The sequence below is a fragment of the Cupriavidus sp. 05L411 genome (assembly GCF_056398045.1).
This window is the reverse complement of sequence record NZ_JBFTOQ010000018.1, coordinates 101,276-123,373: the sequence shown is the minus strand read 5'-3', so window position 1 is coordinate 123,373 and position 22,098 is coordinate 101,276. Positions and strand designations below refer to the sequence as shown.

The 22,098-nt window shown below is 64.4% G+C and carries 22 protein-coding genes and 2 tRNA genes; 20 read left to right on the top strand and 4 right to left on the bottom strand.

The features are described 5' to 3' along the window. Positions 1–15: 15 nt before the first annotated feature. On the bottom strand, positions 16–534 hold the full coding sequence (locus tag AC1DQR_RS21900; RefSeq protein WP_174424324.1) for a MarR family winged helix-turn-helix transcriptional regulator: 519 nt from the start codon (positions 532–534) through the stop codon (positions 16–18). A gap of 135 nt (positions 535–669) precedes the next feature. On the opposite strand from AC1DQR_RS21900, the gene badH reads away from it, so the two are divergent. The 6 genes from badH (at position 670) to AC1DQR_RS21870 (ending at position 6,558) form a co-directional block, all read left to right on the top strand. Then, the gene (badH, locus tag AC1DQR_RS21895; RefSeq protein ID WP_416051766.1) at positions 670–1,437 is read left to right on the top strand and encodes a 2-hydroxycyclohexanecarboxyl-CoA dehydrogenase; all 768 of its coding nucleotides are present in this window, start codon (positions 670–672) and stop codon (positions 1,435–1,437) included. 59 nt (positions 1,438–1,496) lie between these two features. Continuing rightward, on the top strand, positions 1,497–2,279 hold the full coding sequence (gene badI, locus AC1DQR_RS21890) for a 2-ketocyclohexanecarboxyl-CoA hydrolase (RefSeq protein ID WP_416051767.1): 783 nt from the start codon (positions 1,497–1,499) through the stop codon (positions 2,277–2,279). 99 nt (positions 2,280–2,378) lie between these two features. Beyond that, a complete protein-coding gene (gene aliB / locus AC1DQR_RS21885; protein ID WP_416051768.1) occupies positions 2,379–3,530 on the top strand; it encodes a cyclohexanecarboxyl-CoA dehydrogenase in 1,152 nt (383 codons plus the stop codon). 51 nt (positions 3,531–3,581) lie between these two features. Next, positions 3,582–5,234, top strand: coding sequence for a cyclohexanecarboxylate-CoA ligase (aliA, locus tag AC1DQR_RS21880; protein WP_416051769.1), 1,653 nt, complete (start codon positions 3,582–3,584; stop codon positions 5,232–5,234). After that, positions 5,221–6,024, top strand: coding sequence for an enoyl-CoA hydratase (locus AC1DQR_RS21875; RefSeq protein WP_416051770.1), 804 nt, complete (start codon positions 5,221–5,223; stop codon positions 6,022–6,024). Before aliA ends, AC1DQR_RS21875 begins: the two co-directional genes overlap by 14 nt. A gap of 219 nt (positions 6,025–6,243) precedes the next feature. Beyond that, positions 6,244–6,558, top strand: coding sequence for an amino acid ABC transporter permease (locus AC1DQR_RS21870; protein WP_416051771.1), 315 nt, complete (start codon positions 6,244–6,246; stop codon positions 6,556–6,558). Positions 6,559–6,673: 115 nt separating this feature from the next. Here the strand turns inward: AC1DQR_RS21870 and AC1DQR_RS21865 are convergent, their stop codons facing one another. After that, positions 6,674–7,702: a hypothetical protein gene (locus tag AC1DQR_RS21865; RefSeq protein WP_477133778.1), complete on the bottom strand. Its 1,029-nt coding sequence runs from the start codon at positions 7,700–7,702 to the stop codon at positions 6,674–6,676. Positions 7,703–7,843: 141 nt separating this feature from the next. Here AC1DQR_RS21865 and paaA point away from each other — a divergent pair, with 141 nt between their 5' ends. The 11 genes from paaA (at position 7,844) to AC1DQR_RS21810 (ending at position 16,883) form a co-directional block, all read left to right on the top strand. Continuing rightward, complete coding sequence (gene paaA / locus AC1DQR_RS21860) at positions 7,844–8,860, top strand: 1,2-phenylacetyl-CoA epoxidase subunit PaaA (protein WP_416051773.1); 1,017 nt, start codon at positions 7,844–7,846, stop codon at positions 8,858–8,860. Positions 8,861–8,873: 13 nt separating this feature from the next. Further along, positions 8,874–9,158, top strand: coding sequence for a 1,2-phenylacetyl-CoA epoxidase subunit PaaB (gene paaB, locus AC1DQR_RS21855; protein WP_006156041.1), 285 nt, complete (start codon positions 8,874–8,876; stop codon positions 9,156–9,158). A gap of 15 nt (positions 9,159–9,173) precedes the next feature. Beyond that, complete coding sequence (paaC, locus tag AC1DQR_RS21850) at positions 9,174–9,974, top strand: 1,2-phenylacetyl-CoA epoxidase subunit PaaC (RefSeq protein ID WP_253928341.1); 801 nt, start codon at positions 9,174–9,176, stop codon at positions 9,972–9,974. 6 nt (positions 9,975–9,980) lie between these two features. After that, positions 9,981–10,538: a 1,2-phenylacetyl-CoA epoxidase subunit PaaD gene (gene paaD / locus AC1DQR_RS21845; protein ID WP_416051774.1), complete on the top strand. Its 558-nt coding sequence runs from the start codon at positions 9,981–9,983 to the stop codon at positions 10,536–10,538. A gap of 27 nt (positions 10,539–10,565) precedes the next feature. Beyond that, positions 10,566–11,654, top strand: a complete 1,089-nt coding sequence (gene paaE / locus AC1DQR_RS21840; RefSeq protein WP_183033347.1) for a 1,2-phenylacetyl-CoA epoxidase subunit PaaE — start codon at positions 10,566–10,568, stop codon at positions 11,652–11,654. A 66-nt stretch (positions 11,655–11,720) separates the two neighbouring features. After that, positions 11,721–13,403 (top strand): phenylacetic acid degradation protein PaaN, encoded by a 1,683-nt coding sequence (gene paaN, locus AC1DQR_RS21835; protein ID WP_416051775.1) that lies wholly within the window; start codon positions 11,721–11,723, stop codon positions 13,401–13,403. A gap of 285 nt (positions 13,404–13,688) precedes the next feature. Next, positions 13,689–15,014 carry a phenylacetate--CoA ligase PaaK gene (gene paaK, locus AC1DQR_RS21830; protein ID WP_416051776.1) on the top strand — a complete coding sequence of 442 codons (1,326 nt, stop codon included), beginning with the start codon at positions 13,689–13,691 and terminating at the stop codon, positions 15,012–15,014. 140 nt (positions 15,015–15,154) lie between these two features. Further along, positions 15,155–15,230, top strand: a tRNA-Asn gene (locus tag AC1DQR_RS21825). A gap of 4 nt (positions 15,231–15,234) precedes the next feature. Further along, a tRNA-Gly gene (locus AC1DQR_RS21820) sits at positions 15,235–15,310 on the top strand. A 299-nt stretch (positions 15,311–15,609) separates the two neighbouring features. After that, the gene (locus AC1DQR_RS21815; protein ID WP_416051777.1) at positions 15,610–16,317 is read left to right on the top strand and encodes a DNA-binding transcriptional response regulator; all 708 of its coding nucleotides are present in this window, start codon (positions 15,610–15,612) and stop codon (positions 16,315–16,317) included. Positions 16,318–16,700: 383 nt separating this feature from the next. Next, on the top strand, positions 16,701–16,883 hold the full coding sequence (locus AC1DQR_RS21810) for a response regulator transcription factor (RefSeq protein WP_477133777.1): 183 nt from the start codon (positions 16,701–16,703) through the stop codon (positions 16,881–16,883). A 366-nt stretch (positions 16,884–17,249) separates the two neighbouring features. On the opposite strand, the gene AC1DQR_RS21805 is transcribed toward AC1DQR_RS21810, so the two are convergent. Together AC1DQR_RS21805 and AC1DQR_RS21800 are read right to left on the bottom strand one after the other, a co-directional pair. Then, positions 17,250–17,846: a hypothetical protein gene (locus tag AC1DQR_RS21805; RefSeq protein WP_416051778.1), complete on the bottom strand. Its 597-nt coding sequence runs from the start codon at positions 17,844–17,846 to the stop codon at positions 17,250–17,252. A gap of 239 nt (positions 17,847–18,085) precedes the next feature. Continuing rightward, positions 18,086–19,018 carry a LysR family transcriptional regulator gene (locus tag AC1DQR_RS21800; protein ID WP_416051779.1) on the bottom strand — a complete coding sequence of 311 codons (933 nt, stop codon included), beginning with the start codon at positions 19,016–19,018 and terminating at the stop codon, positions 18,086–18,088. Between the two features lie 106 nt (positions 19,019–19,124). Between AC1DQR_RS21800 and AC1DQR_RS21795 the strand changes: the two genes are divergently transcribed. The 3 genes from AC1DQR_RS21795 to AC1DQR_RS21785 are packed head-to-tail and all read left to right on the top strand — an operon-like array spanning position 19,125 to position 22,063. Beyond that, positions 19,125–20,357 (top strand): FAD-dependent monooxygenase, encoded by a 1,233-nt coding sequence (locus AC1DQR_RS21795; RefSeq protein ID WP_477133776.1) that lies wholly within the window; start codon positions 19,125–19,127, stop codon positions 20,355–20,357. Between the two features lie 21 nt (positions 20,358–20,378). After that, complete coding sequence (locus AC1DQR_RS21790; RefSeq protein ID WP_416051781.1) at positions 20,379–21,110, top strand: class II aldolase/adducin family protein; 732 nt, start codon at positions 20,379–20,381, stop codon at positions 21,108–21,110. Between the two features lie 35 nt (positions 21,111–21,145). Beyond that, a complete protein-coding gene (locus AC1DQR_RS21785; protein ID WP_416051782.1) occupies positions 21,146–22,063 on the top strand; it encodes a 2-hydroxyacid dehydrogenase in 918 nt (305 codons plus the stop codon). Positions 22,064–22,098 lie beyond the last annotated feature (35 nt).

The following is a 22,098-nucleotide window of genomic DNA, read 5'->3' as shown; positions in this document are numbered from 1 at the left end:
TTCATGCGCGACGCCTCACTCCCGCCCATCCTCGGGCGCGGCGCCTTCGGCATCCAGCCCCTTCATGTTTTCCAGCAGCTTGAGCAGGTAGTGCAGCGTGTGGGTGATGTCGCCGGTTGAAAAATCGGTCAGCGCCCGCTCGTAGTAATCGCGGATCTTGGGCTGCGCCAGGCGCAACCACACATGACGCCCGGTCTCCGTCATGGTGACCAGCCGCGAGCGCCGGTCGCGTCCGTCGGGCGCCATGCTCAGGTGGCCGTCGCGCTCCATGCGGCTGATCAGCCCCGACAGGTTCTGCCTGCTCACCATCAGGTAGCGCGCCAGGTCGCCCACGCTCATGCCATCGGCCGCCTGTGGCCGCGACAGCGCGCCCAGCACGGCCCACTGCTGCGTCGTCAGGCCTTCGGCCTCGACCGCCCTTGACCCCGTTTTATGCAACATATTTGCGCATTGGTACAGGCGAAAGAACAACCTGTTTGCCATTTCCATGCGCGCGGCCGGGGCAAGATCATCATCAAAATCGGGGTTAACCATCATAAATTCCTGAATAGCCGTACTTGCATTGGTCCAGTTGTCGTCCTAGTATACGTCAATATATTTACGTATTTAAACGCTGGCGCGCGACCTATCAGCCGCACGATAGCACCCTGGACCACGAAGGAGAACACTGTGCAAAGACTCGAAGGCAAGACGGTCATCGTGACCGGTGGTGGCGGTGGCATCGGCGGGGCAACCTGCCGGCGCTTTGCGCGGGAGGGCGCCGCCGTGGCCGTGCTCGACCTGAACCTGGCGGCAGCGCAGCAAGTCGCCGCCCGCATCCGCGAAGACGGCGGACGCGCCGAAGCATTCCAGTGCGACATCACGGACCGCGCCAGCGTCGACGCCGCCGTGGCGGCCACCACCAGCCAGCTTGGCCCCATCGACGTGCTGGTCAACAACGCCGGCTGGGACGTGTTCAAGCCCTTTACCAAGACCGAGCCGGCGCAATGGGACCGCCTGATCGCCATCAACCTCACCGGCGCGCTGCACATGCACCACGCGGTGCTGCCCGCCATGGTGGAGCGCAAGCGCGGGCGCATCGTCAACATCGCCTCCGACGCGGCGCGGGTGGGTTCCTCCGGCGAGGCGGTCTACGCCGCTTGCAAGGGCGGCCTGGTGTCGTTCTCCAAGACCATCGCGCGCGAGCACGCCCGCCACGGCATCACCGTCAACGTGGTATGCCCCGGCCCGACCGATACCGCGCTGTTCGAGGATTACAAGCAAGGCGCCGGCAACCCGGAAAAGCTGATCGAGGCCTTCACCCGCTCGATCCCGCTGGGCCGCATCGGCCAGCCGGAGGACCTGCCCGGCGCCATCGTGTTCTTTGCCAGCGACGACGCGGCCTTCGTCACCGGCCAGGTGCTGAGCGTGTCGGGCGGCCTGACCATGAACGGCTGAACCCGGCTGCAGCGGTTGCCGCGGCTTCCAAGACAACGAAGACAACGAAGACAACGACCATGAACTACGAAGACATTCTCTACGACGTGCGCAACGGCGCGGCCTGGATCACCATCAACCGCCCGGAGAAGATGAACGCCTTCCGCGGGCGCACCTGCGACGAACTGATCCACGCCATCAACCGCGCCGGCTATGACCGGGAGATCGGCGCCATTGTGCTCGCCGGCGCCGGCGAAAAAGCCTTCTGCACCGGCGGCGACCAGTCCGCGCATGAAGGCCAGTACGACGGCCGCGGCACCATCGGACTGCCGATGGAAGAGCTGCACAACGCCATCCGCGACGTGCCCAAGCCTGTCATCGCCCGCGTGCAGGGCTACGCCATTGGCGGCGGCAATGTCATCTGCACGATCTGCGACTTCACCATCGCCTCCGAGAAGGCCGTGTTCGGGCAGGTCGGCCCCAAGGTCGGCTCGGTCGATCCCGGCTATGGCACGGCCTTCCTGGCCCGCGTGGTGGGCGAGAAAAAAGCGCGCGAGATCTGGTATATGTGCCGCCGCTATCCGGCTGCCGAAGCCCTCGCCATGGGCCTGGTCAACGCTGTCGTCCCCCATGAACAGCTCGACACCGAAGTGCAGAAGTGGTGCGACGAGATCATGGAGAAGAGCCCCACTGCGCTGGCCATCGCCAAGCGCTCGTTCAACATGGACACGGCCCACCAGAGCGGCATCGCCGGCATGGGCATGTACGCGCTCAAGCTCTATTACGACACCGAGGAATCGCGCGAGGGCGTCACCGCCTTCCAGGAAAAGCGCAAGCCCGATTTCCGCAAGTACGCCAAGTAAGCGGCCATAGCCGCCATAGCCACCGTTGCGCTCACAAGCAACGCGGCCGCATGGCGCATCGCATCAGCGCGCCATGCGGCAAGACATCCTGGAGACGCCATGAACCCCTATCTCGACGAAGACCTGGCCGCGCTCGGCGACCATGCCCGCCGCTTCGCCACCGAACGTATCGCGCCCGGCTTCCTGGAGCGCGACCGCACCCGCGAGCTTGACCGCGCGCTGATGCGCGAAATGGGCCAGATGGGCTTTATCGCCCCCGAGCTGCCCGAGCAATACGGTGGCCAGGGCCTGGGCTGCCTGGCGGCCGGCGTGATCCACGAAGAAGTGGCGCGCGCGGACCTGAGCCTTTCCTACATCAACCTGCTGGCTTCGCTGAACGGGCAGATCCTGGCGCATCACGCCGCCCCGGAGATCGCGCGGCCGTGGCTGCGGCGCCTGACGCAAGGCGAAGCCCTGTTCGCCATCGCGCTGACTGAGCCGCGCGGCGGCTCGGACGCGGCCAACCTGCGCCTGCGCATGGAGCGCGACGGCGACCACTACGTGCTCAACGGCGAGAAGACCTCCATCTCCGCCGCCGACCAGGCCGACGCCGCGGTGGTGTTCGCGCGCAGCGGCTCCGTCGAGGCGGGCGCGCGCGGCGTCTCGGCGCTGCTGGTGCCGATGGATCTGCCCGGCATCACCACCAACCGCTTCGACTGCCACGGCCAGCGTGCCATCGGGCGCGGTTCGATCTTCTTCGAGAACGTGCGCGTGCCCGTCAGCCATCTGCTTGGCAAGGAAGGCGAGGGCTTTGTGCAGGTGATGCAGGGCTTTGATTTCTCCCGCGCGCTGATTGGCCTGCAGGTACTGGCGGTGGCCAGGGCGAGCCTGGAAGAAACCTGGGAATACGTGGCCGAGCGCCAGGCCTTCGGCAAGCCGCTGGCCGCCTTCCAGGGCGTGTCCCATCCGTTGGCGGATTTCGAGACGCAGGTCACCGCCGCGCGCCTGCTGTGCCTGCAGACGCTCTGGCTGAAAGACCACAACCTGCCGCACACGGCCGAAGCCGCGATGTGCAAATGGTGGGCGCCCAAGCTGGCCTACGACGTGGTGCACCAGTGCCTGCTGTCGTTTGGCCACGGCGGCTACGACCGCGGCCCGATGGAGCAGCGCCTGCGTGATGTGCTCGGCTTCCAGATCGGCGACGGCACGGCCCAGATCATGAAGACCATCATCGCCCGTACCCGCGCGGGCCGGGAAGCGGTGCCAGCCTGATCTCGCCAGCGAGCAAGCCTGACCAAAACGACAACAACGAGGAGACACGCCATGGAATTCGACGCCATCCTGCTGCCCCCGCGCCGCGCGTCCAGCGTCGCGCAAGGCCTCTGGCCAGAGCGCACCATCAACGATGCGCTGGACGATTGCCTGGCCACCTGCCCCGACAAGGTGGCGCTGAGCGCATTGCAGGTGGAATGCGGCGAGACCACGCACCTGACGTACCGGGAACTGGCCGGGCAGGCAGGGCGCATCGCGGCGGGCCTCGCCAGGCTGGGCGTTGGCGCCAACGATGTCGTGTCCTGCCAGTTGCCCAACTGGTGGCAGTTCACCGCGCTCTACCTTGCCTGCGCGCGCCTTGGCGCGGTGCTCAATCCACTCATGCCGATCCTGCGCGAGCGCGAGTTGTCGTTCATGCTCCGGCACGCGTGCAGCAAGGTCGTGGTGATTCCAAAGCGCTTTCGCGGGTTTGACTACGAATCCATGTTCGATGGCCTGCGCCAGGCGCTGCCTGACCTGCGGCACGTGGCCGTGATCGGCGGCACCGGGCCCAATTCGTTCGAGACCTTGCTGGCCGGCGCTGGCGCGCCGGACCTGGCGGCTGGCCATCGCCCCGGCCCGGACGACATCACCCAGCTCATCTACACCTCCGGCACCACCGGCGAGCCGAAGGGCGTGCTGCATTCGTCCAACACGCTCATGGCCAATATCGTCACGTACGCCGAACGCCTGCGCCTGGGTGCGGACGACGTGATCCTGATGGCCTCGCCCATGGCGCACCAGACCGGCTTCATGTACGGCCTGATGATGCCGGTCATGCTGGGCGCGAGCGTGGTGCTGCAGGACATCTGGGAGCCGCGCCAGGCCGTAGCGTTGATCCGGCAGGAGGGCGTTACCTTCACCATGGCCTCCACGCCGTTTCTCACCGACCTGGCCCGCACGGTCACCGAGACTGGCGGCGCCGTGCCCACGTTGCGCGCCTTCCTGTGCGCCGGCGCACCGATCCCCGGCGCACTGGTGGAGCTGGCGCGCGGCGCGCTGGGCGCCAAGGTGATCTCCGCCTGGGGCATGTCGGAAATGGGCGCGGTGACCACCACGCGGCTCGAGGATGACAATGAGCGCGCCTCCAGCACCGACGGATGCCCGTTGCCCGGCGTGGAAGTGCGCGTGGTCGACGTAGCGGGTGCGCCGTTGCCGGTGGGCGCCAGCGGCCGCCTGCTGGTGCGCTCCTGCTCCAATTTCGGCGGCTACCTGCGCCGTGCGCACCTGAACGACACCGACCCGGACGGCTGGTTCGATACCGGCGACCTGGCCCGCATCGACGCGCGCGGCTACATCCGCATCGACGGCCGCAGCAAGGACGTCATCATCCGCGGCGGCGAGAACATTCCCGTGGTCGAAATCGAAACCCTGCTGTACCGCCATCCGGCCATCGCGCAGGTGGCCATCGTCGCCTATCCCGACGAGCGCCTTGGCGAGCGCGCCTGCGCCTTCGTCGTGACCCACGACGGCCAGCCATTCGACATGGCGGCGATGGTGGACTTCCTCAAGGCGCAGAAGATGGCTGCGCAGTACATCCCCGAGCGGTTGGTCGCGCAAGGTGCGCTGCCCTCGACGCCAGCGGGCAAGATCCAGAAATTCAGGCTGCGGGAGCAACTTCGCCAGAGCGGGCAAGGGGAGGGCGCATCCAGTGACCGCGCATGAAGCCACGCTTGCGATCGACGAGAACCTGGTCCTGCTGGAGATGGTCGGCCGCGTTGCCGTGATCCGCCTCAATCGTCCCCGGCAGATGAACGCGCTCAGCGATGCGCTGATGGATGCGCTCGGCCTGGCGCTGCTGGCGTGTGAACAAGACGACGGCGTCGGCGCCATCGTGATCACCGGCAACGACAAGGCCTTCGCCGCCGGCGCGGACATCGCAGCCATGCGCGGCTGGGACTATATGGACGTGTTCAAGTCCAACTACATCACGCGCAACTGGGAGACGCTGCGCAATGTGCGCAAGCCAGTGATCGCCGCGGTCGCGGGCTACGCGCTTGGCGGCGGCTGCGAGCTGGCCATGGCCTGCGACATTCTCATCGCGGCGGACAACGCGGTGTTCGGCCTGCCGGAACTGAAGCTTGCGGTCATCCCCGGCGCGGGCGGCACGCAGCGCCTGCCGCGCGCCATCTCCAAGGCGAAAGCCATGGACATGTGCATGACGGCACGCAACATGGATGCGGCTGAAGCGGAGCGCAGCGGGCTGGTATCGCGGGTGGTGGCCGCCGGGCGGTTGATGGATGAAGCGATGGCGGTGGCGCAGACGATTGCCGGTTTCTCGCTGCCGTCGATGATGGCGGTCAAGGAGGCGATCAACCGCGCCTGCGAGTCATCGCTGTCCGAGGGCATGCTGTTCGAGCGGCGGCAGTTGCATGCGCTGTTTGCCACCGAGGATCTGAAGGAAGGGATGAATGCGTTTTTGGAGAGAAGGGCGCCGGTGTTCCGGCACCGCTAGACGGCATGTGGGCATCGATGCCGGGACCTTCTATCTGCCAAAGCTGCAAAAGGGATTCCACGTCCATTCTGCAATGGCTCCAATTTCTGGGCAAAGAAGTTCGAATGCCAAGTCAACGGACGCTTAATACGAACCGTTTAGTGGAGAGCTGGCCGGTCAGGTTGGCTCAATGTTCGCGTGTTCACGGCCGCCCGGACGGTGGCCTTCCAAGGAAATGTCATGAAGAAGATTGTCGCTACCGCTTTTGCGCTGTGCCTTGGCGCAGCATCCATCGCCGCTCAGGCGCAAGGCACCGGCAAGGTTGATCCCTACACCCAGGGCGCCAAGGCTGGCAAAGCAGACCCGTACACTGATGGCGCCAAGGCTGGCAAGCCCGACCCCTATACCGACGGGGCCAAGGCCGGCGACAAGTTTGACCCGTATACCCAGGGCGCAAACAAGAGCTCGCGTGCCAACCTGACGGATTCGAAGGCGAAGAAGTCGCATAAGAAGCAAACCAAGAAGGCGGTGCCGGCAGCCGCTGCCGGGGCCTGAGCCGTCTCGACGCGCGGCGGTCGATGCCGTGCGCCTGGAAAAACCCGCCAAGCCGGCGGGTTTTTTTTGCCTCCGACGCAMCAGATTCGCCTCCAGCCTGGTCCCCGAACGGAATTCAGGGGACCTCGCCGACCGGCATGATTGCCGTCGTATCGATGCGCTGGACCTTGCCCTGCTCTCGTACTTCCGTACGGAGCACGAAGCGCTCGCTCGGGCAATACCAATCCGTGATCTGCATGACCGAAGGCGTCGTCATGATCAGCGTATCGACGAGTTGCGTTGGCCCAAGCGAGGCGTGTTTTTCGTAAGTGATCGGTATGCAATCCTTGCGGCCCAGCGCGGTATCAATCATGCGGCGCCGTCCGACGTGGCGCGAGCTGATGGTGATCGTGGCGTGCGCAGCGCGCAGCTCGCCTACCTCCTCATCTGTTCCGCGCGCATAGATCTTGAGCGTCACGCTGGAGTTGACCGTCTCGCCGCCAAGTATCGCGCCCTCGCGCAGATCTGCTCCCGCATAGTTGACCACACCTTCGCCTATGCTTGTCGATGTGCCATAGAGCCGGGCATAGCGTGCTCTCGCGTTGATTTCCGAGTGGATCTCGACGCGAACCGCCGATGGTGCAGCGAGCGGCGAGATGCTGACCAGGTCGCGCTGATCCGCGATGACCGGCGGCCCCATCAGCGCTGCCAGCGCGCTCTTCGAGTGAATATTGATGATCGCCTGGCATCCCGCCGGCGTGCTTTCCAATAGCTCCTGGACCGTCATCATTGACATCGGCATGGCGCCGTCCGCCTCCATCCGCACCTTCGCATTCGGACGAGACCAGAGCGTTTCCCAGCAGTTTGCCTTGCCCGCCGATGGCGGCGCCGCGGCCGGCAGCGGTCTTTCGGGCGATTGGGATGATTCCGCTGATTCGGACGGAATTGGCGCGTCGCTCGCGGCCCACACCACCACCTGGGTGGCGGACAGCACAGCGGCGATGCCAATCGCAGCAAGCTCGCGCCTAGCGCACACGTTCTTCCCCAGGGGGCAAATCTGCATTTTACTGCCCGGGTGCGCAACCAAGGGGAGCCGGCCGTGCGCCGGGCCTGCCCAACGCTGCACGACGTAGAGGCTATCCCGGAGTAAATATGCCTCGTTCATCACGCCCCTTTTCGCTCGGCCGGCAAGTTCTCCAATGGCCACGCCATATAGCTATCAATATTCTATATTCGATCTAAATAATAAATCAACCGGACGGTCGGTTTATAAATATACTGCGGCATCGGTCCACAGGAAAACGCCATGTACACCCAATCACTGGATATCCCGGGCAACGCCCAGCCGCTCGAAACGGTGCAAGCCGACGTCTCGCCGGAGCAGGCGCATTTCGACGCGGTCATGGACGCTGACGGCAAGATCGAGGCGCAGGACTGGATGCCAGACGCATACCGCAAGACCTTGATCCGGCAGATCTCGCAGCACGCGCACTCCGAGATCATCGGCATGCAGCCCGAGGGCAACTGGATCAGCCGGGCGCCGAGCCTCAAGCGCAAGGCCATCCTGCTCGCCAAGGTGCAGGACGAGGGCGGCCATGGCCTGTACCTGTACAGCGCGGCCGAAACGATGGGTGTGTCGCGCGACCAGCTGGTCGATGCCTTGCACGCCGGCAAGGCCAAGTATTCGAGCATCTTCAATTACCCCACGCCCACCTGGGCGGACGTGGGCGTGATCGGCTGGCTGGTGGACGGCGCGGCGATCATGAACCAGATCCCGCTGTGCCGCTGCACCTACGGCCCGTACGCGCGCGCCATGATCCGCATCTGCAAGGAGGAGTCCTTCCATCAGCGCCAGGGCTTCGATGCGTTGCTGTCGATGATGAAGGGCACGCAGGCCCAGAAGGACATGGTGCAGGAGTCGGTGAACCGCTGGTGGTGGCCGGTGCTGATGATGTTTGGTCCCAGCGACAAGGATTCCATCCATAGCGGCCAGTCGTTCAAGTGGGGCATCAAGCGCATCTCCAACGACGACCTGCGCCAGAAGTTTGTCGACGCAACGGTCGAGCAAGCCAAGATCCTCGGCGTGACGCTGCCCGATCCGGACCTGAAGTGGAACGAGGCGCGCGGCGCGCACGACTACGGCGCGATCGACTGGGAAGAATTCTGGCGCGTGGTCAATGGCGACGGGCCTTGCAACAAGGAGCGCCTCGCCACCCGGGTGAAGGCGCATAACGATGGCGCCTGGGTGCGCGAAGCCGCGCTGGCGCATGCCCAGAAGCAGGCCGATAAACGGGCCGCCCGCGCCCGCAAACAAGCTGCTTGAACAGGAGACAAAGATGAACAAGGAATGGCCAATCTGGGAAGTGTTCGTGCGTAGCAAGCAGGGCCTTGACCACAAGCATTGCGGCAGCCTGCACGCGCCTGACGCCAGCGGCGCGCTACGCATGGCCCGCGACGTCTACACGCGCCGGCAGGAAGGCGTGAGCATCTGGGTGGTGCCCTCGGCCATGATCACGGCGTCGGACCCGGCGGACAAGGAGTCGTTCTTCGAGCCGGCTGGCGACAAGATCTATCGCCACCCGACGTTCTTCGTGCTCCCCCCCGAAGTCGACCACATGTAAGGCGGGACCCAGAACATGACCACGCCCCAACATTTGTCGTACGTGCTGCGCCTCGCCGATAACGCGCTTATCCTCGGCCAGCGCAACAGCGAGTGGTGCAGCCAGGGCCCGGCGCTCGAGGAAGACATAGCGCTGGCGAACATCAGCCTGGACCTGATCGGCCAGGCACGCCTGCTGTATTCGCACGCGGCTACCCTTGACGAAGCACTGAACGGCACACGGAAAACCGAAGACAGCTACGCCTACTTCCGCGCCGAGCGCGAGTTCGCCAACTACACCTTGGTGGAGTTGCCCCACTTCGGGCCGCTTGCCGGCACGGCACGCGCCGAGCGCGACTATGCGGTCACGATCACGCGCAACTTCCTGTATTCCGCGCTGATGTGCCACCTGTGGACGGCATTGCAATCGTCCACCGACACGCATCTGGCGGCCATCGCCGCCAAGTCGCTGAAGGAAACCCGCTATCACCTGACTCACGCCGCCGACTGGCTGATCCGCTTTGGCGACGGCACCGAGGAGTCGCACCGGCGCGCGCAGGCGGCACTGGATTACCTGATGCCGTACACCCGTGAGTTCTTCGCGACCGATGCGGTGGAAACCGCGGTGGCAGCGGCCGGCATCGGTCCCCTGATGGCGGACCTTCAGCCCGCCTGGCAGGCAGACGTCGCCGCCACGGTGGCGCAGGCCACGCTCACGTTGCCGTCCGAGGCGAAACACATCACCACCGGCAAGCACGGCGAGCACTCGGAGCACATGGGCTACCTGCTTTCCGAAATGCAGAGCCTTGCGCGCCAGCATCCCGGCGCCACCTGGTAGATCAAGATGAACGCTGCTGACACGCTGATGGAGTCCGACGCCACGCTGGAGCGCGCCTGGACCGTGCTCGAAGCCGTACCCGACCCGGAAATCCCGGTGGTGTCGATTCGCGAACTGGGCATCCTGCGGGACGTGCGCCGCGGCGCCGACGGCGTGCTCGAGGCCGTCATCACGCCAACTTATTCGGGCTGCCCCGCCATGTCGCAGATTGCCGAGGACATCGGGCAGGCGCTGAACGCCGCCGGGTTCCTTTCCCATCGCGTTGTCACCGTGCTCGCCCCGGCCTGGACCACCGACTGGATGACCAGCGAAGCGCGCGACAAGCTGCGGCAATACGGCATCGCGCCCCCGATGGGCAACTGCGGCAGCGGCCACGCGCCGCAAGAGAAGACCATCCGCTTCGTGCCGCGCACAGCATCGCACGCAACCCACGACCGGCCCGCATGCCCGCAATGCGGCTCCGTGCACACCGAACGCCTGGCGCAGTTCGGCTCGACGGCCTGCAAGGCACTGTACCGCTGCATGGATTGCCGCGAGCCGTTCGACTACTTCAAACCGTACTGACAAACCGTACCGACCTGGACCGACAACATGGCGACACCGCAATTTCATCCGCTGCGTATCCGCGAGGTACGGCCCGAGACCGCCGACGCGGTGACCGTCTCGTTCGAGGTGCCGGAGGCCCTGCGCGACGCGTACCGTTTCACGCAAGGGCAATTCGTCACGCTCAAGGCGCATCTTGATGGCGAGGAAACCCGCCGTTCGTATTCGATCTGCGTGGGCGTCACCGACTATGACCGCGATGGCGAGCTGCGCATCGGCATCAAGCGGGTACGCGGCGGCAGGTTCTCCAATTTCGCCTTCGATACGCTGCAACCTGGCCACGAGATCGAGGTGATGACGCCCGACGGGCGCTTCTTCACGCACCTGAACGCCGATCTGTCGCGATCCTACGTGGCGTTCGCGGGTGGCTCGGGCATCACGCCAGTGCTCGCGATCATCAAGACCACGCTGGAGACGGAGCCGACCAGCCGCTTCACGCTGGTATATGGCAACCGCAGCGTTGACGCGATCATGTTTGCCGAGGAGCTCGAAGACCTCAAGAACCGCTTCATGAGCCGATTCTCGCTGTATCACGTGCTGTCCGATGATCTGCAGGAGGTCGAGCTGTTCAACGGCGTGCTGGATCAGGCGAAATGCGAGGCCTTCCTGGCCACGCTCGTGCCCGCCGCCGAGATAGACGAAGCCTTCATCTGTGGCCCCGGTCCGATGATGGACGCCGCCGAGGCCGCGCTCAAGGCCGCCGGCGTGGCGCCCGCGAAGGTGCACGTGGAGCGCTTCGGCACGCCGCTGCCGCAAGCGGGCGTGCCGCCGATCGAGATCACCGACGACACGCCGGCCGCGGATCTGGAGCTGATCATCGACGGCAAGAAGCGCAAGCTGCGGCTGCCGTACGTGGGCGTCAGCGTGCTGGACGTCGGCCTGAAAGCGGGCCTTGCATTGCCCTATGCCTGCAAGGGCGGCGTGTGCTGCACGTGCCGGGCCAAGGTCCTGGAAGGCGAAGTCAAGATGGAAAAGAACTACACGCTGGAGCAGCACGAGATCGACGACGGCTTCGTGCTCACCTGCCAATGCCATCCGGTCTCCGACCGGGTTGTCGTCAGCTACGACGAACGGTAAATGAACGGTAAATCGACGCACAGCAAGTGCAGTACCGCAATCCTCTAAAGAAATACGGCCCCCGCAATGAATCACGCCCTGTTTGATAAACACGAGAAGACACTTGCCCAAGCCCTGGACGCCATCCGGACCCGAGGTTACTGGAGCCCCTTCAATGAGATGCCCAGCCCGCGCACCTACGGCGAAACCGCCGCCGCCGACGGCGAGGCGGCATTCAAGGCGCAACTCGGACAACCCTTCGTGCTCGGGCAAGCCGGCAGCGGCGGCACGGTCGGCGCGGAACATTCGCCATTCGGCTTCGCGCTGAACATCGGCTATCCCAACGCCGATCCGGACGCGCTGATCGCGGCGGCGCAAGCGGCGCAGCTGCAATTCCGCAAGGCCGGCCCGAAGGCCTGGGTCGGCGTGAGCCTGGAGATCCTGGCGCGGTTGAACCAGGCGAGCTTCGAGATCGCGCACAGCGTCATGCACTCCACCGGGCAGGCGTTCATGATGGCATTCCAGGCCGGCGGCCCGCATGCGCAGGACCGCGCGCTAGAGGCGATCACTTATGCGTGGGATGCCATGCGTGACATTCCGGAGACGGCGTACTGGGAAAAGCCGCAAGGCAAGAATCCGCCGCTCGCCATGGAAAAGCGCTTCACCATCGTCCCCCGCGGAATCGGGCTGGTGATCGGCTGCTGCACGTTTCCCACCTGGAACAGCTATCCCGGCCTGTTCGCGGACCTGGCCACCGGCAATGCCGTCATCGTCAAGCCGCATCCCGCCGCGATCCTGCCGCTGGCCATTACCGTGCGTATCGCGCGGCAGGTGCTGGAGGAGGCCGGCTTCGATCCGAACGTCGTGACCTTGCTGGCCACCGCACCCAATGACGGCGCGCTGGTGCAGTCGCTGGCCACGCGCGATGAAATCCGGCTGATCGACTTCACCGGCAGCACTGCCAACGGCGACTGGCTGGAGACACACGCGCTGCAGGCGCAGGTGTACACCGAGAAGGCGGGCGTCAACCAGATCGTGATCGACTCGGCGGACGAACTGAAGGCGGTGTCGCGCAATATCGCGTTCTCGCTCGCGCTGTACTCGGGCCAGATGTGCACCGCGCCGCAGAATATCTACGTGCCGCGCGATGGCATCAAGACGGCGCAAGGCACGGTCCCGTTCGAGGAGGTGGCCCAGTCCATCGCCGATGCCGTGCAAAAACTGACCAGCGATCCGGCCAAGGCCGTGGAGCTAATCGGTGCGATCCAGAACAAGGGCGTGCTTGACCGGATCGAGCAGGTGACCAAGCTGGGCGTGCCGCTCCTTGCCAGCCAGCGCCTGGTGCATCCGGCCTACCCGGAAGCCTGCGTCAGCACGCCGGTCCTGCTGAAGCTCGACGCTCGGCGCGACGAGGATACGTTTACGCAGGAATGGTTCGGCCCGATTGCGTTTGTGATTGCCACCGATTCCACCCGGCATTCGCTGGAGCTCGCCGCGCGCATCGCTCGCACGCGCGGCGCGCTGACGCTGTCGGTCTACAGCACGGACGAACAGGTGCTCGATGCCGCTGACGAGGCTGCCGTGTCCGGCGGCGTTGCGCTGTCGGTCAACCTGACGGGCGGCGTCTTCGTGAACCAGTCGGCGGCGTTCTCGGACTTCCACGCCACCGGCGCAAATCCCGCGGCCAACGCGAGTCTTGCCGACGCGGCCTTTGTTGCCAACCGCTTCCGCGTCGTGCAAAGCCGGCGGCATGTACCGCAGCGTACCTAAGAGGCCATTTCAAAAAGATTCTGGCGTCGTTGCGCGGYCTTGCCGTACCACTTGTACTGTCTGCGGCCGCGCGCCTAGCCAGAACCGCTTCGCTTCATTTTGAAACAGCGTCTAAGCGACTGCGTATCGAGCACTACCAATCAGTAAGCAGGCACGTTGCCAACCTGGGCGGCACGACGGCTAAGACCGTTGACGCGCATGACCAGGTTGGCAGGCTGCCGCGTGGCGCCCCCGTTCCCGCCACCGTCCGTTCCTATTCTGCCGCGTCATTCTCAGGAGACAACCGTGGTCCAGCCAATTCCTCAACCGGGTGAACTCGAAGCCATCGAACTAGCCAGCCGCGACGAACTCCAGGCGCTGCAACTGGCGCGCCTCAAATGGTCGCTGCGCCATGCCTACGACAATGTGGCGCACTACCGCCGGGCTTTCGACGCCGCCGGGGTGCATCCGGACGACCTGCGCCAGCTATCCGACCTGGCGAAATTCCCCACCACGACCAAGCAGGACCTGCGCGACAACTATCCGTTCGGGCTGTTTGCCGTGCCAAAGGATGAGGTGGTGCGCGTGCACGCATCGAGCGGCACGACCGGCAAGCCGACCGTGGTGGGCTATACCGCGAAGGACATCGACACATGGGCCAACGTGACGGCGCGCTCGATCCGTGCGGCGGGCGGCCGGCGTGGCGACACGCTGCACAACGCGTTTGGCTACGGCCTGTTCACCGGCGGCCTCGGCATTCATTACGGCGCCGAGCGGCTCGGCTGCATGGTCGTGCCCATGTCCGGCGGACAGACCGAGAAGCAGGTACAGCTCATCCGCGATTTCGAGCCGTCGATCATTCTCGTCACGCCGTCCTACATGCTCAACCTGATCGACGAGATGGCACGCCAAGGCATGAACCCGGCGAAGTCATCGCTGAAGATCGGCATCTTCGGCGCCGAGCCGTGGACCCAGGGCATGCGCAGCGAAATCGAGACCCGGGCGGGCATCCAGGCCGTCGACATCTACGGCCTCTCGGAGATCATGGGCCCGGGCGTGGCGTCCGAGTGCATTGAAAGCAAGGACGGCCCGGTGGTCTGGGAGGACCATTTCTATCCCGAGATCATCGATCCGGTCACCGGCGAAGTGCTGCCCGACGGCAGCCAGGGCGAGCTGGTATTTACCTCGCTCTCCAAGGAAGCCATGCCGATGATCCGCTACCGCACGCGTGACCTGACCGCGCTGCTGGCGCCGACATCGCGCTCGATGCGCAGGCTGGCGAAGATCACGGGGCGCTCCGACGACATGCTGATCATTCGCGGCGTCAACGTGTTTCCGAGCCAGGTCGAGGAGCTGATTCTCGGCATTGCCCGGCTTAGCGGCAACTACCAGCTATGCATCACGCGCGACGGGCATATGGATTCGCTGTCCGTGTCGGTGGAGGCGCGCGCGGAGATCTGCGCCTCGCTGGCCGAAAGCGAGCGCGCGCAGCTGGCCCGTGAGCTGCAGCATCGGGTGAAGACGATGATCGGCGTTTCCACGGCCGTGCGCGTCCTGAATGCCGGCGAGATCAAGACCACCGCCACGGGCAAGGCGCAGCGCGTGCTCGACTTGCGGCATCCCAGCGCTTGAGGCGGCAACCGCGGGAGGCGTGAGAAGCGAGCGGGAAGCAAGCCGATCGCAGCCGATCCACGCTGAGCGAAAAAACTATTCAAAAACGCAAAAGGCTGTTGTACAATCCGGCCTCCCGTTTCGATTGAGACGGAACTTGTTCCCCGATAGCTCAGTTGGTAGAGCGCCGGACTGTTAATCCGTAGGTCCCTGGTTCGAGCCCAGGTCGGGGAGCCAAAAAGCGGGAGTAGCTCAGTTGGTAGAGCGCAACCTTGCCAAGGTTGAGGTCGCGAGTTCGAGCCTCGTCTCCCGCTCCAGACATGATGTCCACGGACTTCCATCGAAGTCCGCTGGTCTTTGCAAAAAGGGGCTTCGGCCCCTTTTTGCATTCCATCTGCCGCAACGGCACCATGTTTCCAGGGCCGAGGTGATGACTTTCGTCCATACGCCAATGGCAAAGGCGCCAGGGTCCACGTCCCGAGCGCTCGTTCTCACTTCATCGTCGTATTGAGCTCCTATGTCCTAGCTGAAGCTGAATAAGCTTCGGGTTCTTCGTGCGCTCTCGCGACGGTTGGTCGAAGAGGTCGGGTTAGTGCCTGACAAACGATCCCTACGCGTGAATGACGGTCTGTTGAGCGGCTTCGAATTGCACCGCATATGTTTGGAGCGGATCGGTGTCATCGTACTAGACTACGCCATGCCTGAGTTGACGGGCTTCGAGGTGGCGGACCGGCAGATCTGTCGCGGACTTGGGAAAGTCTTGCTGACGGGGCAGGCATCACCACGTCACGCGATAGAGGGCTTCAACGCGGGCGTCATCGACCGGTTCATACGGAAGGACGATCGCGAGGCAATTCGGCGCGTCGTGGACTATGTTCGGGAGCTTGAGCGCAAGGTGACGGCATCCGTCGGTGATGCGGCCTTGAGCATTTTGCAGCGGCAATCGCTTCCCTTCCTCGGGAATCAGGCATTGCTTGCGCTGCTCGCCGACGTGACGCGCGACGCCGAAGCTGTCTGGGTCACCGTCAGTCTCACGCCGCCAGGAGTTACCGCGATCGATAAGGCAGGGCGCATGAAGCGCTGGCTCGTCATGGATGACGAGGCCGGAGCGTCCCAACTGGAGGTAGCCCGGGAGGCGGGAGCACCTGAGGCTTTCATGAAGGCAATCCCGCGCGGAACACATCTGCCATTCTTCCTTGGTGCGCGGAATGCTGGGGGGTACTACGAAGATGGTTTGGAGTGGTCAGCGGGCTTGCACAAAATCATCGCCGCCGAGATCCCAGGGTTCAAGGTCGCGGAACTTCCAAGATGCTTCCCGGTTTGACAGAGGCATTTCCGGAGCTGGAGTCGACGCGCGGACGCCCGAAGGCGTCTGGACTTCGCCTCAGTTATGCGTCACCCGTCTGCTCACGCTTCATCAGTCACGAGTGTGGCTCGATGACCCGGAGCGCCCGATTGGCGGGATCGCCGTTTAGCCCTCCATACGCGGCGTTGCCCACAGTTGTAAGGCCAGGCGTGGTAGCGAGTGCGTATTTTGGTCCTTTTGGCTCGGCGTCGTGGTAGCTGGTCGAGCACGAGGAGCGGGCTGACCTGGAGGCCGTGCTGATCGGGCATGCGAAGTTGCACGTCTTGCTTGATACGCGGTACATGGCGGCGGCGTCCGCCTATTTCGGGAACCAGCGACTGACGGAGCGAGAGGCGTAGGCTTTGTCTTTGACTGCGAACGGAAAGTCCAGCCGGGAGATCGGCGAAAAGTTGGGAATTTCAGCGCGGACCGCCGATCACTACATCGATGAGGCTCGCCGAAAGCTCGGCGCTCAGAGTCGCGCCGAAGCCGTGTTCCTGGCGATGCGATCGGGGTTGTTTCGTGTGGAACCTTGGTGTCGCTAGCTAAAGGTTCCACGGGGACTTGCGGGAAAGGACGGTCGAGGCGATCGGAGTCACTGTGTGATTCAGGGTTGGTCTGACGGCTGAGTTCGGCCGGGAGCAGCCCTTCAGGTATGCTCTCGCCGAGCATCGCCCGCTCCTCTTCAACTCACCGCTACGCCACCAGAGTACCCATGCGACCCGAACTGCCGCTGTGAAATTCCGGCATTTCGGGTGCTAGGTGCGTGACGAATCAAGCCCGATTACCGCTTGGGGGTCGGCTAAGGCCTGGCTGGGGTTAGCCAACAACTATGGGGCGAACGTCCACCATAGCTACAAAGCAGTCGTAAGCTTTTATCGGTAGAACGTCCGCCTTGGGGTCGCAAGGCGTCATCTCGGGGGTGGGGGTATTGGAGGGCACTCCGCTGAATCGTCGTTCGATGCGAGGAGAGGGTGGTGTCGCATCGCCTGTTCCAGGTCGAGCCGATTTACCAACCGCTTCCGCTTGATGTTCAGGGGCACCTTGGCGGGCCGCGGCGGCTCGCCGTGCAGCGTCCGTGAGGAGGCCGCGAAACGTCGGTTGTCGCGCAACGCCTGCACCTCGGCCGCAATGGCCAGTGTCCGGCCGAGCCGCTTGTTGTCGACAATCGCGCCTTGGTCCACCTCGGCAAAGCGGTCGTAGGTGGTGTAGGGGAGGGAGGCGCCAGTCGCCCACAATTCGACATGGCCATCGGGATACTCAGCCACCTCGATGTCTTCCAGCAGGTACAGCACCTCTGTGACACCCACTCCAGCCACTTGAGATCCGTGCCAGATCATCGAACGCGGGCCAGCCAAACAGTAAAGTGCTTGAATGTCTAGGTTTTGCTCAAATGTCGTACGGCCGGCCATTTTCAGATGTCGGCGCGGTCGTGCAGTTTGTGGCGAAGCAGTGTCTTTGCCGGGGGCCGGCAGGGCGGTGGCTGGCCGGAAGCGGTCGAGCGCCATTCAGGGTGCGCGCACGATACCTGCCGATCGATGCCTTCCTTGAAGGATTCGAGATCTCCGAGCAGACCGAGATCTGAGGCCGTCGGCGGCGGCCGCCCCGGCATCGCGCTGAGGTGACCGCCTCGAGGGCAGCTATGTGGCGCACGGTCGAACTCGCAGGCCCAGCCATGAGCAGTCGTCTGACAGCTTGGTGAATACAGTCGAACTCGCCAGGGCGTTCACCCAGAAGGTCAGCCGAATTACGCGCCCACCTGCTTGGCGAGCTCTTGAAAGTGCGCCCCGAGCGCATCGACGAGGCCGGAAACGAGCGCCGTCTTGAGCCGTCCTTTCATGCTCACCGCGAAGAATTCGACTGGCACCACTGGCTCTACGAGTGTGTGCACCGTCACGTCGTAGCGTGCGCACGCAGGCACCACGAAGCCGGGAAGGGCAGCCACTCCGTGGCCCGCCTCCACCATCGAGATCATGGCCTGGATGTTCTGGAGTGCGGTGGTCCGTCGCGTGGTGATTCCGAGGGCGCGAAGTTGCGTGTCCACGAGCTTCTGGATGGGGTTGTCATTCGGGAGCACGACGAGCTCCTGGTCGTCCAGGGCCGACCACTTCACCTTGCGTCCCGTTTCGAATCCGCGCCCGCGTGTCCTGGAATCCATCGCCTTGGCCCTGACCAGCACCATGTCAAAACGGGCGAGCAACTGCCGGTCGATGCCCGTGGCCGGCCGGAAGAATGCACCAAGACCGACGTCAAGTTCTCCCGCTTCGATCCCCAACAGGATGTCGCGTCGGTCGAGGTCGCTGATCGAGACGCGGACTGCGGGGTGCGTCTCATGGAACGCCTGCAACCACAGGGGAAGCACGCTCGATGCAATCAGCGGCGTCGCCGCAAGGGAGACCCGTTGCTCCGCTTCCGCGGCGAGTCGCCCGACGTTGGATGTGGCGGCTTCCCAGTCCGCCATCATGCGGCGCGCGGTCGGCAGCAGTGATTGGCCTGCAGGCGTGAGTCGTACGCTCCGCGTCGTACGGTCGAACAGCCTTGCGCCGACCTGCGCCTCGAGGTCCTTGAGCATGAGGCTTAGCCCTGCCTGCGTCACGAAGATTTCCTCCGCCGCGCGCGTGAAGCTGCCGAGGCGGGCGATCGCGAGGAACGCATGGAGCTGGCGAGTGCTGACGTTCATTTCGTCTACTAATGAATTGATTTGATAGTTTAACTTCCAAAATCTCTGTGCGTGCGATGAAATTGACCCCCATCAACCCAGCGATCGCGCAAAAGGAGCATCCAACATGACGCTGCCCTCCCAGAGAATCCTCATTGCCGGTGCTGGCATTGGTGGTCTGTGCTGCGCACTCGCGCTGATTCAGCGCGGCTTCCGAGTGACCGTCCTCGAACAGGCGCCGCAGCTTGGGGAGGTGGGAGCCGGGTTCCAGGTCAGCGCCAACGGCGTCCGTTGCCTTGCCGACCTGGGCTTGGCATCGGAGCTGAAGGACATCGCCACCGAGGCTGGCGGCAAGCAGGTGCGCCTGTGGAGTACCGGCCAGGCATGGAAGCTGTTCGACCTAGGTGCCGAGTCGGTACGCAAGTACGGCTTCCCCTACTACATGATCTACCGACCGGACCTGCATGGCCTGATGGAACGGCATGTACGGCGGCTGCAATCAGATGCGATCCGGCTAGGCGCGAGGGTGGTCGGCGTCGAACAGAACGACGTCGGTGTCGTGGTGGAACTCGAAGGCGGCGAGCGGATTCACGGTGACATCCTCATCGGCGCCGATGGCGTGCACTCGCGCGTGCGCCGCGCCCTGTTCGGAGCGGGCGACGCGCAGTTCACCGGCTGTGTCGCCTGGCGCGGTCTCATTCCGCGCGAGAAGATTCCGCACCATCTTCAGGCCAACGTTGGTACCAACTGGATCGGTCCCGGTGCGCACGTCATCCACTACCCGCTTCGCAATGGCGAACTCATGAACTTTGTGGGCATCGTCGAGCGCACGGACTGGCAGGTCGAGTCCTGGACGGAACGGGGCAGCATCGAGGAATGCGTGAAGGACTTCGAGCGCTGGCACGACGACGTGCTGGCGTTGATCCAGGGGATCCAGCAGCCGTACAAGTGGGCGCTTCTCAGCCGGCAGCCCATGGACCGATGGACCGTCGGCCGTTCCACTCTCCTGGGTGATGCCTGCCATCCCACGCTGCCCTTCCTTGCACAAGGCGCGGTGATGGCTCTGGAGGACGGCATCGTGCTTGCACGCTGCCTGGCGGCGAACGCCGAACACCCGGAAGCGGCCCTTGCCCGGTACGAGGCCCTGCGGCAGGAACGTACCTCGCGCATCGTGCTGGGCTCGGCGGCGAACGGGGCGCGCTTTCACAATCCGTTGCTGGCAGACCCGGTGGAGGCCAGTCGCTACGTGGATGCCGAGTGGAATGAGCAGCGTGTGCGCGAGCGCTACGAATGGCTTTTCAGCTACGACGCTACCGCGGTCGACGTGTCCGTCGGTCACTCCACTGCGACGCAGACTTAATAACCCAGTTAGGACCTCAACATGAAACAGCCAGAACCCTTGCACGACCTCCTGCACGACCTGGTGCACGCCTTCCAGATTCTAGCCATGGATGGACAAGGCAGTGGCATCTCCGGACACCTCACAGCGCGCTTGCCCGGTGCGCGTACGTTCTGGAGCATTCCGTACGGATACGGATTCGAGGAGGCGACGGCAGACGCATTGATCGAGTCCGACTTCGACCTGCGCACCGTGACCGGTACGTTGCCATGCAACCCGACTCTCAATATCCACACCGAAATCTACAATGCACGTCCTGAGGTATGCTGCATCCTGCACACGCATTCGGAAGCTTCCCTGGCCCTGGGCGTGATCGGCAGCAACCTCGAGCCGGTGACGCAGAGCGGCGCGCTGTTCTACGAGGACATCGTGCTTTTCGACGAGTTCGAGGGCATAGTCCTCGACAAGAAGGAGGGCGCCAGCATCGCATCCAGGCTGGGCCCGAACCGGGCGATTCTGCTGCGCAACCACGGGTCCGTGGTCGTGGGCAATTCGATTGCCGACGCCACGATCGCCGCGACCGTCCTCGAATTCGCCGCGCGTGTGCAACTGCAAACCATGTCCGCAGGGACGCCCAAGTTGTTGCCGACCGCCGAAGCGCGGCAGACCAAGTCCTTCCTGCAGCGCCCCGACGTCGTCGATCTGCGGTGGCAGCTGCTGGTGCGACAGGCGCGCAGGCACAACCCGAACTTCTCGTACGAGCGAACCGTTTAAAGAGCATGCAATCCCCTTCGTCCCCCAAAGTCCTGATGCTGCTGACGTCGGATTTCGTCAAGAGCCGCTACGAAGCACTCCGCTCCCGCGCCCCCGGTCTGCACGTGATCACCGACATCGAAGGCGCCTCGGATCCCGACGTCACCGCGCTGTTCGCCTTCAAGCTGCCTGCCGGCATCGCACCGCGCCTTCCCAACCTGCGCCTGGCAGCCTCGGTGGGCGCTGGTGCGGACGGCATCCTCTCGGCCCCGGACCTGCCGCCCCATGTGAAGGTCACGCGCGCCGTCGAACCGGGCCTCGGGTTCAGCATGGCGCAGTTCGTGAGCCTGCAGATCCTGCGGCACTTCCGCTCGCTGCCAGCGATGGAGCGACAGCACGCGGCGGGTGAATGGAAGCGGTTGGCCGTCCCCGACGCCAGCCAGCTCACCGTGGGCATCATGGGGCTGGGTTCCATCGGCTCCGTCGTCGCCGACGCACTCTTGGCGCTCGGATTCAGGGTCATCGCGTGGACGCGCACGTTGGCACGAGAAGCGCGCGTTCCCGTCTTCGTCGGCGAGAGCCAGAAGGACGACTTCCTCGCGCAATCGAACTACCTTGTCTGCCTGCTGCCTTTCACGGCGGAGACCAAGGGCACTCTGGACCACGCCAGCCTGCGCAAGTTGCCCAAGGGCAGCTTCGTAGTGAACGTGGCGCGCGGCGGCATCGTCGTGGAGGACGACCTGCTAGCCCTCGTCGACGAGGGACATCTCGCCGGCGCGGCGCTCGACGTGTTCGCGTCGGAGCCGCTGCCCGCCAGCAGCCCCTTCTGGCACCACGAGCGGGTCCTGGTCACGCCCCACGTCGCCGCGCAGCCGACGGTCGGCCCTGCCGTGGAGCAGCTCCTGGAGAACCTGCAGCGCCTCGCGCAGGGCCAGCCTTTGCTCAACGAGGTCGACAGAAGCGTCGGTTACTAGCCGGCGCTCATCCCACACCCAATTCAGGAGACAAA